The organism is Acinetobacter pullicarnis (assembly GCF_006352475.1).
In the GTDB taxonomy this organism is placed as follows: domain Bacteria; phylum Pseudomonadota; class Gammaproteobacteria; order Pseudomonadales; family Moraxellaceae; genus Acinetobacter; species Acinetobacter pullicarnis.
In genome coordinates, this window is record NZ_VCMZ01000001.1 from 855,338 (window position 1) to 868,433 (window position 13,096).

The window sequence follows — 13,096 nt, forward strand, 5'->3', positions numbered from 1 at the left end:
AGGTTAAGTTATGTCTACATTTTATAAAAAATCAATTAAACACGCCCTATTGTTGGGAATATGCGTCTTCACATCATCATGGGGCTATGCCGCTGTACGTGAGTATCATCTGACAATTGATGAAAATACCGTCAATGTTACCGGTAAGCCCTTAAAACGCATCACCGTAAACGGTCAGTTTCCTGCACCATTGCTTGAGTTTGAAGAAGGCGATGATGCTGTTATTTATGTGAAAAATAAATTAAAAAACCAAGATTCGTCTATTCATTGGCATGGACTATTGTTGCCTGGGCTAATGGATGGTGTGCCAGGTTTTAATCAGTTTTATGGAATTAAGCCACAAACCGAATTTGTTTATCGCTTTAAAGTACGTCAAAACGGCACTTATTGGTATCACGCACATTCTAAAGGGCAAGAACAAGATGGCCTCTATGGTTCCTTGGTGATTTATCCCAAAGGGAAAAAACCGTTGGTGGAGCATGAGCAAGCACAACAAGATTATGTGGTGATGCTGTCTGATTTTCATGAGTCGACCAGTGATCAGATCATGAAAAATTTGAAAAAATCTGCTGAATATTATCAGATTCAACGTGAAACGATTTCTGATGTATTCAAGCAAGCGCAGCGTGATGGTGTGAAAGCAACTTGGCAAGATCGAAAGATGTGGAATGTCATGCGCATGGCCAGAACCGATATGTCGGATGTAACGGGTTATACTTTTCTCGTGAATGGTAAAACGCCACAGCAAAATTGGACGGGCATGTTTAAACCCAATGAGAAAGTACGTTTGCGCTTTATTAATGCCTCAGCCATGTCTTTTTATGATGTCACTATCCCAAATTTAAAAATGACCGTGATTGCAGCTGATGGTCAACCTGTACAACCTGTGACAGTTGATGAGTTTCGGATTGGAACTGCCGAAACTTATGATGTGATCGTAGAGCCAAAACTTGACCATTATCAGATCGAAGCTGAATCGATTGATCGGACAGGCTTTGCTATTGCAACCTTGCATAATCAACAAGTTGCACAAGATACTGCGATTAAAATGCCGACTGCACGACCTCGCGCAGTTTTGACCATGGAAGATATGGGGCATGGTGGGGGAGATCATGCTGGAATGGACCATGCTAAGATGGATCCGAAAATGATGGATCACTCGCAAATGGACCACAGTCAGATGAGTGGTGCGATGATGAACCATGCTGGAATGCAGCAGAAGAGCATGGACCATTCTAAGATGGATCCGAAAATGATGGATCATTCAAAAATGGACCACTCGCAAATGGACCACAGTCAGATGAGTGGTGCGATGATGAACCATGCTGGAATGCAGCAGAAGGGCATGGATCATTCTAAGATGGATCCGAAAATGATGGATCATTCACAAATGGATCACTCGCAAATGGACCACAGTCAGATGAGTGGTGCAACGATGAACCATACTGGAATGCAGCAGAAGGGCATGGACCATTCTAAGATGGATCCGAAAATGATGGATCATTCACAAATGAACCAAAGCCAGATGCAGTCAGCACCGCAGGCAAAAACAACGGCAGCAACAGCGCACGAACATCAACCTGCGACTCAGCTAACATCAACCTCAGATGCACCTGTCTATGGTTGGGCCAATGCGTCTACTCCTATTGGTCATAAAGCGCTGCAATACAGTGATTTAAAGTCGTTAACTCCACAAAAAGATACCCGCCCAGCAGAACGTGAACTTGAGGTTCGTTTAGGTGGCAGCATGGAGCGCTATATTTGGACGATTAATGGAAAGAAATTTACCGAAGTTGAACCGCTACAAGTTAAATATGGCGAGCGAATTCGTGTGAAGTTCATTAATGACAGCATGATGGCGCATCCAATGCATTTGCATGGCATGTTTATGCAATTAGAAAATGGGCAAAGTATTGCTGATCAACCCAATAAACATACGCTTATTGTGCCACCTGGGAAAACGGTAACGGCCTTGCTGACCGCAGATGAGATTGGTGAATGGGCGATTCATTGCCATTTGCTCTATCACATGAGCGCAGGAATGATGAGTAAACTGATTGTTGCTCAAGTAGATGAAACGTTAAGCAAACCTGCAGCGGCAACGCTTCCGACAACGTCACAAGGAGCAGCTCATGCACATCATTAATCGTTGGGTTTTATCTGGTTTGAGCGTTGCTTTACTGTTGATTTCTCAGCAAAGTCTCGCTGAGGAAAATGGTTTTGATCATGCAGAACATGCAAAAGATCATGGTGGGCAGATTTACCAAGCGACCAAACTTGAGTCGAAATGGGTGCGCAATGAAGAGGGTGATGGCGCACTACAGTCGAAATGGGAAACGTGGATTGGCACCGATGAAAATAAATTATTTTTGACCGGTCATGCTGAAAAAGCCGAATCGCATGATGCAAACTATAATGTTTCAGCTTTATATAGCCGTAATATTTCAGATTTCTGGGATGTACAAGCTGGTGTGCGCTATCGTTATGACAAAAGCCAAACTGCAGACAAACAGCAATATGATGCGGTACTTGGCCTCTATGGATTGGTGCCTTATTATTTTGAAACAGAAGCCTATGTTTATGCAGGGGCAGATGAACAGCTTTCTTTAAGTGTCGAAACAGAGCGTGATTTTTTAGTGACGCAAAAACTGATTGTGCAACCTTATCTGGCCTTAGATGTTGTGTTGAGTGACGAATCTAAATATGCCAAAGAGACGGGTATTAGTCATGTTGCAGCTGGCATCGAAACACGCTATGAGATCACGCGGAAATTTATGCCATTTATCGATGTATCTTATCAATATGATCGCGGTAACGCTGAAACGGCATGGCAAACAGCTTCATCGAGCGAGAAGTCTTGGCTATATGGGGCAGGATTACGCTTAAAGTTCTAAACGGTTAAGGGGATGCAAATGTGAGATTGCATGCCTGAAAAACTGAGCCGAATATTGTCTACTCGATGATATTCGGCTTTTTCATTGTACAATAGGCGCTAATGACTCGTACCTTTATAGAAGGTGTGGGGCATTTACGATATTTTATCGAGATGATGCGGAGGACGGCCTCCCCCAAACTTGGAAATTTTGTCAGGACGACCTGACACTCACAATGGAGTGCAGGTCGAATGGCTTGGATTTATCTTATATTGGCTGGCCTTTTTGAAATTGTATGGGCCTATTCCATGAAAGTTTCAGAAGGTTTTACTCGTATTACACCGAGTATTGTGACTTTGGTGTTTATGATTTTAAGTTTTGCATTGTTGGCCTATGCAATGAAAACCTTACCTTTGGGGACGGCATATACCATTTGGACGGGGATTGGCGCAGTCGGTTCTTTTCTAGTCGGTATTTTTATTTTGGGTGAGCCTGCTTCTGCGATGCGTATGTTGGCGGCAGTATTGATTATTTCTGGTTTGGTGCTGATGAAAGTTTCTTCATCTTAATTTGGGCTGACCTAAGGTCAATGCTCAATTGATCTTAGGTTGAAGTATAAAAAATATATATTTACATCTTTAATAAACTAACAATAATAAATAAAACTATTAACTTAGATTACAAAAAAGTACAGAGTGGTTATGTTCCCACGCCACAACCTCAACCAATATAAAAATAAGCTGTTATTCCGCTTATAGATTTTATCAGCACGATGAAATTGATCGACGGTATAGCAATCAAACGTGTGAAATAAAGAACAGGATAATAAAATGAAGACCAATAAAGTATCCGACATTATGGTGGATGTATTAGAACAAGCGGGTGTCAAACATTGTTATGGTGTAGTTGGTGATACCCTCAATCATTTTACAGATTCAATTTCAAAAAGTTCAATTGCTTGGGTACATGTTCGACATGAAGAGGTCGGTGCTTTCGCTGCCGGTGCAGATGCCATGATGAGTGGTCAATTGACTGCCTGTGCAGGCTCTTGTGGTCCAGGAAGTTTGCATTTTATTAATGGCTTATATGAGTCACATCGTAATCGTTCTCCTGTGGTTCTCATTGCAAGTCAGTTAGCCACGGATCAAACGGGATTTTTTGACTTTCCGCAATATGTGGATTTTAAAAGTATTTATAAGAATTGCTCCGTCTTTTGTGAAGAAATACTCGATGCCAGTCAGGCACGTCATGTGATGGTTTCAGCTTGCCAAGCTGCAATCAGTAAACGTGGTGTTGCAGTGGTGATTATGCCAAGCAATATCAGTCAACAATTAACCCCAGATGGCTATAATTTTCAGGTACATCGGGCCAAACCACAGACCATTCCTGCAATTGAAGAATTACATCAAATTAAATCGCTATTGAACGATGCTGAAAATATCACGATTTATGCTGGGGTGGGCTGTGAACATGCACACGATCAAGTGGTTCATTTGGCTGAAAAACTCAAAGCACCAGTGGTTTATACCTCTAGAGCCAAAGACTTTATTGAATATAACAATCCCAACGTGATGGGCATGAATGGGATGTTTGGCAATAAAGCAGGCTTACATGCGATTCAAAACTGTGAGGTGTTATTGTTACTCGGCACTCACTTTGCTTGGGCACAGTATTATCCGAAGCATGCCAAAATTATTCAGATCGATATTGATGCGACCCATCTCGGTCGTCGTCATCCGATTGAGTTCGGAGCCGTGGGGGATATTGCACCAACGATTGAAGCCTTAATGCCATTGTTAGAGAACAAAACTGAAGCTGATTATTTAGATGAATGTTTAAGTTTAAAACAAGTCAGTGATGCTGAGCGTCTTAAAGAAGAACGTGTTGGTAAGGAGGGACTGATTCATCCCCAGTATTTGGTCTCGCTACTGAGTCAATATGCGGATAATGATGCTTTCTTTACGGGAGATGCTGGCTCAGCAATGGTGTGGATTTTACGCCATATTCAAGTGAATGGACATCGTCGAACCTTGACCAGCCTCGTTCATGGCACTATGGCCAACGCGATGCCGCAAGCTTTAGGAATTCAAAAAGCTTTTCCTAATCGACAGGTGATTGCGATTTGTGGCGATGGTGGCTTGGCAATGCTGATGGGAGATCTACTAACCATCATTCAAGAAAAGCTCCCAATCAAAATAGTGGTGTTGAATAACAGCTCGCTAAATTTTGTTGAGTTAGAACAAAAAGTTGAAGGCTTATTGGATAACTATACCGATTTAGTTAACCCTGATTTTGGTCTTATTGCTCAGGTTATTGGCTTAAAAGGGAAAACCCTAACGCGAGGTGAAGGTCTGGAAGAAGCCGTACAAGCCTTTCTAAAACATGAGGGTCCTGCCTTATTGAATGTCCATACCAACCCGATGGAATTGGTTTTTCCACCAGATCCAAATCTAAGTCAAGTCGCTTCAACCTCACTTTATGCAGCCAAAGCAGTGTTTGCTGGACGTATCGATGAAGTAAAAGATCTTTTTGTGAATAACTTCATGAAATAGTCTACAGATTAAACTAAATAAGGTGATGCGATACCGCTTAAGGTGTCGCATTTTTTTGTAAAACAAGGTGTTCTATCTCACATTAATTCTTATCATTGTGACTTGTCTTGCATAACAACCCTGATTTATATATTTAAAAAATTATATTTATATATATGATAATAAAAGTGAATTAATTTGTTTGTGTGATATTGGTTGGTGTTGGAAGTTTAAAATAAGAATTTTATGAAGAGGGAGTGATATGTATCTTGCACAGAGTTTTGCAATTGAAATGGAGCAGTTTAAAAATCAAATGCTCAAAGCATATGAATCTAAACTTACATTACATCCTGATTTACCACCGTTGAATATTTTCGTTGCACAGATGAATACCCAGCAAAGAAATTCATTTTATTATTGGTTAGCACGTGCAAAGAATGAGTTTATTTATATTCAGCTCACCAATCGGCAAGGTCAAACTTATCATACGCGTTATTTACAGGGAAATGAGCAACTCGATGATTTTTATATTAGTAAAATAGAATCGAGCTCTCGTCAATTAAAAATATCGGAACGTTTAGAAATTCAAGCATGGATTATGGAACGTCAACAGTTTACTGGTGTGATGCCGAAAAACCTTGAGCACGCCATACATGTGGAAACGCAGCAGATTAAACTCCTGCGAGTTTGGGGGAAATGGATATTGCTCTGGGGGATCGCTTCAGTTCTGGCCGGATTAATTTTATGGAGGCTTGGATTGGGTGTTTTTACCGCGGGTCTGCTTCTTTCAATGATAAAATATCAACATTTACAGAAGTTTAAAAAAGAAGTAAAAAAAGAGGATTGGTCAAAAAGTATTTTATCTCAATTATCAGTACATATTCAAAACAGCAAACAACAACAATTTAAAGAATATTATCAATTGGCTGATGCCACCGTATCACAATATGACGATCATAATCTGATACAGCATGCAGCACAGCACAATTTTACCGAACTCGTTGCTCGGATTGAGTCAGTTTCTTCACAACATCGATCTCAACCATTACCATTAAAACAACAAGTGGATAACGTGACTCAATTTCACTCATAACGGGAGAGAAGGCCGCGATTTTAAAAGCGTTTTGGTATTTTTTGGCCATTTTCTATTGGTGTTTCAGCATGTTGCAATACACCAAATAACCAAGTTTCGGCATGTTGCACGGCATGTTTGAGTTCATCACCTTGGGCTAACCGACCTGCAATAAAACTTGCAAGGGAGCAACCTGAACCATGGTATTCACCCTCTAGGCGAGGACAACGTGATTCGGCCACTAATTCACCATTAATGTAGAGTGCATTACGAATGTGATCTGGGGTATCTTCATGACCACCTTTAACCAAAATTGCCTTTGCACCCAGTTTGAATAACTTTTGGGTCGCCAATTCCAAATCATCTTCTGCAGCTAATGCACGCAATTCAACGGTATTTGGAGTAATCAGCGTTGCCAATGGAAGCAGAGCTTGAAAGGCCTGAACTAATGTTTCTAAGTTACCCAATGAGCCACCGCTATTGGCGACCAAAACTGGATCTAAAACATATTGATAATCTGGATGTTCTTGTAAAAACTCAACCAAAGCTGCGATATTGTCTGTAGTGCCGAGCATGCCCGATTTAATACAGCGAATCGGGAGATCATTGACCACGGCATTGGCTTGTGCGAGCAATAACTCTCTTGAAGTTGCTTCAAAACCAAAGACTTGCTGTGAGTTTTGAATGGTGAGAGCCGTACAGGCAATGGCTGCATGTGCACCACTGCAACCGATCGATTCGATATCGGCTTGAATACCTGCACCACCAGAAGGATCTAGACCAGAAAAGCAAAGTACAGTTGGGCGCACCGTGATATCCTTAATTCATTGAATAACCTTAGTATAGGCAAATTTTTCTCAATACTCGAGTGTCTTGGCCTATGTGGAACTGCTTGTGATTAAAAATCTTCTGATCGACCTTGATGGCACTTTAACTGATCCTAAAGTTGGGATTACCACTTGCGCACGTTATGGCCTCAATAAAGTTGGGCATCCGATTGATGAAACTGAAAATATTGACTGGATTATTGGTCCACCTTTAAAAGCATCATTGGCTAAATTGTTAAATGTAGCCGCCGATGATGATCTTGCGGAGCAAGCCTTATTGGGCTATCGCGAACGTTTTGCGAGTATTGGACTGTATGAAAATGAAGTATTTGATGATGTCGCTGAAACTTTAGCAGCGCTACAGCAACAAGGCTATCGTTTGTATTTGGCCACCGCCAAACCGATTATTTATGCAGAAAAAATCTTAATTCACTTCGATTTAGTACAATACTTTAATCAAGCTTATGGCAGTGAGTTGTCTGGAGTACGCACCAATAAAGGTGAATTAATCCGTTATATTTTGGAACAAGAGCAACTCGATCCAGCTGAGTGCTTGATGGTGGGCGATCGCGAACATGATATTTTGGGTGCACGTTGCAATCAGATTGAAACTGTTGCGGTTGAATATGGGTATGGTCGTGCAGCGGAGTTAGATCATGCACAACCGAAATATCGTATTGGGACATTTTCAGCATTACTGCAACTTTTGCAGCAGACTTAACTTTTAACCGTTAGATAGTCTTAAAAGAACAATTGGAGAGGGGGATTTCCAATTGTTTTTTTTTGCTTAAAAAATTAGTTATTTTTTGTAATATTTATTAAGTGTTTTATTTGATAATAGCGGCATAGCCAATTGAAAAATATAGAAAAATATTTAAGTATCATTTTTCGTTAATTTATTGATGTATTGCACAATTTAGTGGCAAATATATTATTCGAAATTAGGACTGTAATTCTTCATTTTTAATAATGGACTTAGCGCATTTTCTCATTAATAAATAAGCGCATATTCAAAAGAGTAATGTATGTTAACACTGATTGGGATTTTAATTATTGTCACGATTGTGACTTTACTCATGACTGGTAAAACTAGTCCAATTGTTTCGATGTCGATTATCCCATTGATTGGGGCATTGATTGCTGGATTTTCAATAAGTGAAATTTCAACATTCTTCGAAGCAGGTTTGATGAAAGTGAGTAAAGTTGCAACGATGTTCTTATTTGCAATTTTATTTTTTAGTATTTTAAAAGAATTACGCGTTTTTGATCCGATGATCAAAACCATGGTACGTATGACCCGAGGAAATGTCATTGTTGTTGCGGTCATGACCACATTGATTGCTGCAGTTGTACATTTAGATGGCTCTGGTGCGGCAACGTTCCTGATTATTATTCCAGCGTTACTGCCGCTCTATCGTAAATTGGGGATGAGCCCTTATCTCATGCTGCTGTTAATGGCAGGAAGTATGGGCGTTATGAATATGGTGCCATGGGGTGGGCCACTTGGACGTTCAGCAGCGGTCACGGGTATCGATGCTTCGGTTTTATGGCAGAGCCTTATTCCTGTACAAATCTTTGGGGTGATGATTATGGCGGGTTTTGCCGTCATATTTGGTATGCGTGAGCAAAGACGCATTGCAGTTGCACGGTTAAATGGCACCACACCATTTGAATTGGATTGTATGGCCACAGATTTAGCGGATGATTGTTTTGATGATGATTCGGAAGAGATTAAACCAAAGTATCTTTGGGTTAATCTTGGCTTAGTGGTCATTGCTGTTATTGCCTTGGCCTTTGGATTATTTTCTGCGCCGTATGTCTTTATGATTGCACTATCGTTGGTTTTGGTGATTAATTTTCCTAAACCGAAGCAGCAAATGGAGGTGATTAGTCGCCATGCACCACAAGCTTTAAGTATGGTGGCGATTATTTTTGCGGCAGGAGCATTTCTCGGTATTTTGTCAGAATCGGGAATGTTGAAATCGATTGCTATCGATTTAATTCGTATTTTACCAAGTGGTTGGGTTGGAAGCTTACATATTATGGTCGGTATGCTTGGCGTTCCTTTAGATTTATTTACCAGCACCGATGCATATTATTTTGCACTACTGCCTATTATTCATGAAGTGACTGCTACCGCAGGCGTACCAGTCGAGTCCGTAGTTTACGCAATGGCGATTGGGAATAACGCGGGTACTTTTGTGAGTCCTTTTTCACCAGCAACATGGCTCGCAATGGGCTTGGCTGGAACGGATATGGGGCGCCACTTACGTTATTCTTTTGGTTGGATCTGGTTATTTAGTTTTTCACTTTTAGCGGTTGGCTTTTTGCTGAAGCTTTATTAATCTAAGGACAGATTAAAGTCTCTCGGCTATAACGTTATTCGATCTTGTGTAAATACAAAAGTGCCTCCCTTCGTGGAGGCCTTTTTTTTAGATTTGAACGTGCCAGTCACTTCTTAGATTGGGTATGGCTTTTTGCAGTGTATTGGGCTTCTGCTTAGCCTAGCAAGGCATTGAGGATTAAATGCTTTGAATAATCAACATAGTTTAAGTGAATAAGAATATATAGCGTTTTATTTTAATCTATGTTTATATTTGATTTCGGATGAGATTTACTAAAGTCAAAGGGATGAAAATGACAATATTCGCTAAAAAAAGCATGTTTAAAAAAAGTATGCTGGTTGCATTGATGGGGACTTCGTTATTACTTGCTGCATGTAATGATGACAAGGATGACAATAGCCAGCCAGAGCCATCCAAGCCTGTCGATTATTCAAAGAACTATATTAATGAGTCTTTTTATCAAAAAGATGATGGTAGCGCACTGGATAGCTTAGATAGTGCTGCATCTATCAAAGTGATGCATTATTACATGCCAAATGTGTTGGATAAAAAAGCAGAAGCAACAGCCTTGATCATGATTCCTAAAACCCCAATGCCAAAAGATGGTTGGCGTGTGGTGGTGTGGGAGCATGGCACGCTAGGCAATGGTGATCAGTGTGCGCAAAGCCGAACAGCATTGGGAGCTAACTCTAAAGGTTTATTTGATGAGCTATTAAAAGAAGGTTATGTGGTTGTGGCACCTGACTATGAAGGTTCCGGTAGCAAGGGCATTCACCCATATTTGAACCTGAAGAGCGAAGCACTTTCTGCAATTCATGCAGTGAATGCATTTAAAGATGGTTATGGTGCCAAAGTTCAGGGTGCATGGATGTCGGTTGGCCAGTCGCAAGGTGGGCAGGCTTCGCTAGGAACAGCTGAATATGCCAATAAGGATCCGAACTTTAAAGGCGCGGTTGCCGGTGCACCAGCATCAAGCTTAGGTACGATTATTCTTGAGGTTGCACCAGGCGCGTTGGGCGATATTGATGCAAAAGAAGCAGCGGCAGGTGTTCCTTTCGATAAAAGGGTTTCTGTCGATACTTATGCAACTTTACTCAGCTATGCAGCTATGGCGGGTACTGGGATTACCGCTTATAACCCAAATTTTGACTACAAAAAAATGTTTAACGTAGAGTCACAGGCTTCTGCTGCCAAATCGGCGGGTGAAGATGGTTTATGTTTAGGCCCATTGCAGCAGTCGTTTAAGCAAGATATTTTGACTTATCTTGGTAATAATTCTGGGAAAAAAGTGATGGAATTTCCTGGTGTAAATGATGTCGCCATGAAAACTGATCCAGTCGTCACGGATTTCTTGAAAAATCACAGCCAACCTGGCACCAAGAAAATTGATAAACCAATTTTAGTAATTCAGGGTGTAGCAGATACCAATGTCCCTTATCCTGTGACGGCAGCGATGATTGATAGATTGAAAAAACTGAGTCCAGAGAATAAAGACATTACCTTATTGCCTGTACCAGATGCAGGGCATACTCAAGCAATTGTTTGGAAGCGTGCAGAACTCGTGGCATTTATTAAAAAGCATATGCCAAACCCCGCTTCATAAACGGATCGGTTGCTGATAAAAAAATCCCGCTATGTAAAGCGGGATTTTTTATGGCTGATTTAAATCTAACTCATCAGCACGGGCTATTTACAACAAGGATGCTTAGAATTGCGGTTTAACCACAACCAAAATAATGACGGCCACCAAAATCAACGTTGGCATTTCATTAAAGTAGCGCCAAAACTTATGTGATTTATAATGCGCATTTCCAATCAGTTTTTTGCGGTAATAACCACAAACAAAATGATAAATCACCAAGAGACCAACCAAAGCCAGTTTGAGGTAAAACCACAAAGCGTCATGGTAATGTTGCGTGGCATCACCCCAATCGACCAAGTAGTGCGCGGTGATCAGGGTTGCAATCATCGCAGGCCACATAATGCCGCGGTAGAGCTTACGCTCCATAACTTCAAAACGTTGGTGGCTGACGGTATCGTCACTCATCGCGTGATAAACAAATAAACGCGGTAAGTAAAATAACGCAGCGAACCAACAAACCACAGCAATGATATGTAATGCTTTTACCCACAAAAAAGCATCAGAAGGTGCATCCATGAATGATCCTATTTAGGCATCAGCCCATTTCTTGAAAATTAGGCAGGCGTTTACACCGCCAAAACCGAAACTGTTACTCATCACAGTATTCAGTTTTGTATCACGTTTTTCAAGTACGATATCAAATCCTTTGGCACCTTCGTCTAATTCTGTGACATTAATATTGGGTGCAATAAAGTCATTTTGCATCATGAGCACAGAATAAATCGCTTCTTGTACGCCTGCCGCACCCAAGCTATGACCCGTCATTGACTTGGTTGAACTGACGGGCGGAACATTGCCTTCACCAAATGCACGTTCCATGGCTTTAAGTTCAGTCACGTCACCAGCTGGGGTTGAAGTACCATGCGTATTGACATAATCAATCGTATCCACACCATGTTGTTTGGCTTCTTCTAAAGCCATCAGCACACAACGTGTTGCGCCTTCACCGCTTGGTGCAACCATGTCTGCACCATCACTATTTGCTGCATAAGCAACGACTTCAGCCAAAATGTTGGCGCCACGTGCTTGGGCATGTTCAAGTGATTCGAGTACGACGAAGCCACCACCACCCGCAATGACAAAGCCGTCACGGTCAACAGAGTACGGACGTGATGCAGTGGTAGGAGTGTCGTTATATTTGCTCGACATTGCACCCATGGCATCAAACAATAAGCTTTGCGACCAGTGATCTTCTTCACCACCACCAGCAAGCATCAGGTCTTGTTTACCCAATTGAATCAGGTTATACGCATAGCCAATCGCATCGGCAGAGGTTGCACAAGCACTGGTAATCGAGTGAGCAACACCTTGCAATTTAAATGCAACGCCAAGGTTGGCAGTAATGGTATTTGACATATTACGTGGCACAAAGAATGGACCAATTTTACGTGCACCTTTTTCTTCGAGGAGCTTAATCATTTCGGCCACAGACGCAGTTGAGTTACCACCCGAACCACCTGCAATACCATAACGCGGATTACCCGCAAGTTGTTCTGTTGTTAAGCCTGCTTGTTCAACAGCGGCCAATGCTGAGTTATAGGCATACATTGCACAAACGCCCATAAAACGTTTTACTTTACGGTCAATATGATCGAAATCTTGTTCTGCGGCTGCGCTGACATGGCTTTTAAAATTGAGCTCAGCATAGACTGGGTTGTGGTTTGTGCCAGAAATCCCGTTTTGCAAAGCGTGGGTCACATCTTCGAGTGAATTTCCTATACACGAGTTAATACCCATACCTGTAATAACAACACGACGAGTCATGCAAAGTCCTTTAAATCGAATAGAAGAGAATGGAGTTGATTT

At 41.3% G+C, this 13,096-nt stretch carries 11 protein-coding genes; 8 read left to right on the forward strand and 3 right to left on the reverse strand.

Features of this window, described 5'->3' with window-relative positions:
• Window positions 1-10: 10 nt before the first annotated feature.
• The 5 genes from FD716_RS03630 (at window position 11) to FD716_RS03650 (ending at window position 6,497) form a co-directional block, all read left to right on the forward strand.
• The gene (locus FD716_RS03630; RefSeq protein ID WP_139851000.1) at window positions 11-2,146 is read left to right on the forward strand and encodes a multicopper oxidase domain-containing protein; all 2,136 of its coding nucleotides are present in this window, start codon (window positions 11-13) and stop codon (window positions 2,144-2,146) included.
• Window positions 2,133-2,894: a copper resistance protein B gene (locus FD716_RS03635; RefSeq protein WP_139851001.1), complete on the forward strand. Its 762-nt coding sequence runs from the start codon at window positions 2,133-2,135 to the stop codon at window positions 2,892-2,894. Before FD716_RS03630 ends, FD716_RS03635 begins: the two co-directional genes overlap by 14 nt.
• A gap of 230 nt (window positions 2,895-3,124) precedes the next feature.
• Window positions 3,125-3,442 (forward strand): quaternary ammonium compound efflux SMR transporter SugE, encoded by a 318-nt coding sequence (gene sugE, locus FD716_RS03640; protein ID WP_139851002.1) that lies wholly within the window; start codon window positions 3,125-3,127, stop codon window positions 3,440-3,442.
• Window positions 3,443-3,703: 261 nt separating this feature from the next.
• A complete protein-coding gene (locus FD716_RS03645; protein ID WP_139851003.1) occupies window positions 3,704-5,425 on the forward strand; it encodes a thiamine pyrophosphate-dependent enzyme in 1,722 nt (573 codons plus the stop codon).
• A 241-nt stretch (window positions 5,426-5,666) separates the two neighbouring features.
• A complete protein-coding gene (locus FD716_RS03650) occupies window positions 5,667-6,497 on the forward strand; it encodes a hypothetical protein (RefSeq protein ID WP_139851004.1) in 831 nt (276 codons plus the stop codon).
• Window positions 6,498-6,517: 20 nt separating this feature from the next.
• Here FD716_RS03650 and FD716_RS03655 read toward each other — a convergent pair whose 3' ends face one another.
• Window positions 6,518-7,285: a hydroxymethylpyrimidine/phosphomethylpyrimidine kinase gene (locus FD716_RS03655; RefSeq protein WP_139851005.1), complete on the reverse strand. Its 768-nt coding sequence runs from the start codon at window positions 7,283-7,285 to the stop codon at window positions 6,518-6,520.
• An 85-nt stretch (window positions 7,286-7,370) separates the two neighbouring features.
• On the opposite strand from FD716_RS03655, the gene FD716_RS03660 reads away from it, so the two are divergent.
• The 3 genes from FD716_RS03660 (at window position 7,371) to FD716_RS03670 (ending at window position 11,251) form a co-directional block, all read left to right on the forward strand.
• Window positions 7,371-8,024, forward strand: a complete 654-nt coding sequence (locus tag FD716_RS03660; protein WP_139851006.1) for an HAD-IA family hydrolase — start codon at window positions 7,371-7,373, stop codon at window positions 8,022-8,024.
• Window positions 8,025-8,328: 304 nt separating this feature from the next.
• Window positions 8,329-9,648, forward strand: a complete 1,320-nt coding sequence (locus tag FD716_RS03665) for a CitMHS family transporter (RefSeq protein WP_139851007.1) — start codon at window positions 8,329-8,331, stop codon at window positions 9,646-9,648.
• A gap of 292 nt (window positions 9,649-9,940) precedes the next feature.
• A complete protein-coding gene (locus FD716_RS03670) occupies window positions 9,941-11,251 on the forward strand; it encodes an alpha/beta hydrolase family protein (protein WP_139851008.1) in 1,311 nt (436 codons plus the stop codon).
• A 102-nt stretch (window positions 11,252-11,353) separates the two neighbouring features.
• Here FD716_RS03670 and hemJ read toward each other — a convergent pair whose 3' ends face one another.
• Both hemJ and FD716_RS03680 read right to left on the reverse strand, forming a co-directional pair.
• The gene (gene hemJ / locus FD716_RS03675; RefSeq protein WP_139851009.1) at window positions 11,354-11,806 is read right to left on the reverse strand and encodes a protoporphyrinogen oxidase HemJ; all 453 of its coding nucleotides are present in this window, start codon (window positions 11,804-11,806) and stop codon (window positions 11,354-11,356) included.
• 12 nt (window positions 11,807-11,818) lie between these two features.
• Entirely contained in the window at window positions 11,819-13,054 is a 1,236-nt protein-coding gene (locus FD716_RS03680) for a beta-ketoacyl synthase N-terminal-like domain-containing protein (protein ID WP_139851010.1), read from the reverse strand.
• Between the last annotated feature and the right edge of the window lie 42 nt (window positions 13,055-13,096).

Excerpts from the sequence above, each read along its gene's own strand:
- FD716_RS03645 (WP_139851003.1), top strand. The coding sequence starts at position 3,704 with ATGAAGACCAATAAAGTATCCGACATTATGGTGGATGTATTAGAACAA.
- FD716_RS03670 (WP_139851008.1), top strand. The coding sequence starts at position 9,941 with ATGACAATATTCGCTAAAAAAAGCATGTTTAAAAAAAGTATGCTGGTT.
- hemJ (WP_139851009.1), bottom strand. The coding sequence starts at position 11,806 with ATGGATGCACCTTCTGATGCTTTTTTGTGGGTAAAAGCATTACATATC.
- FD716_RS03630 (WP_139851000.1), top strand. The coding sequence starts at position 11 with ATGTCTACATTTTATAAAAAATCAATTAAACACGCCCTATTGTTGGGA.
- FD716_RS03680 (WP_139851010.1), bottom strand. The coding sequence starts at position 13,054 with ATGACTCGTCGTGTTGTTATTACAGGTATGGGTATTAACTCGTGTATA.
- FD716_RS03635 (WP_139851001.1), top strand. The coding sequence starts at position 2,133 with ATGCACATCATTAATCGTTGGGTTTTATCTGGTTTGAGCGTTGCTTTA.
- sugE (WP_139851002.1), top strand. The coding sequence starts at position 3,125 with ATGGCTTGGATTTATCTTATATTGGCTGGCCTTTTTGAAATTGTATGG.
- FD716_RS03665 (WP_139851007.1), top strand. The coding sequence starts at position 8,329 with ATGTTAACACTGATTGGGATTTTAATTATTGTCACGATTGTGACTTTA.
- FD716_RS03650 (WP_139851004.1), top strand. The coding sequence starts at position 5,667 with ATGTATCTTGCACAGAGTTTTGCAATTGAAATGGAGCAGTTTAAAAAT.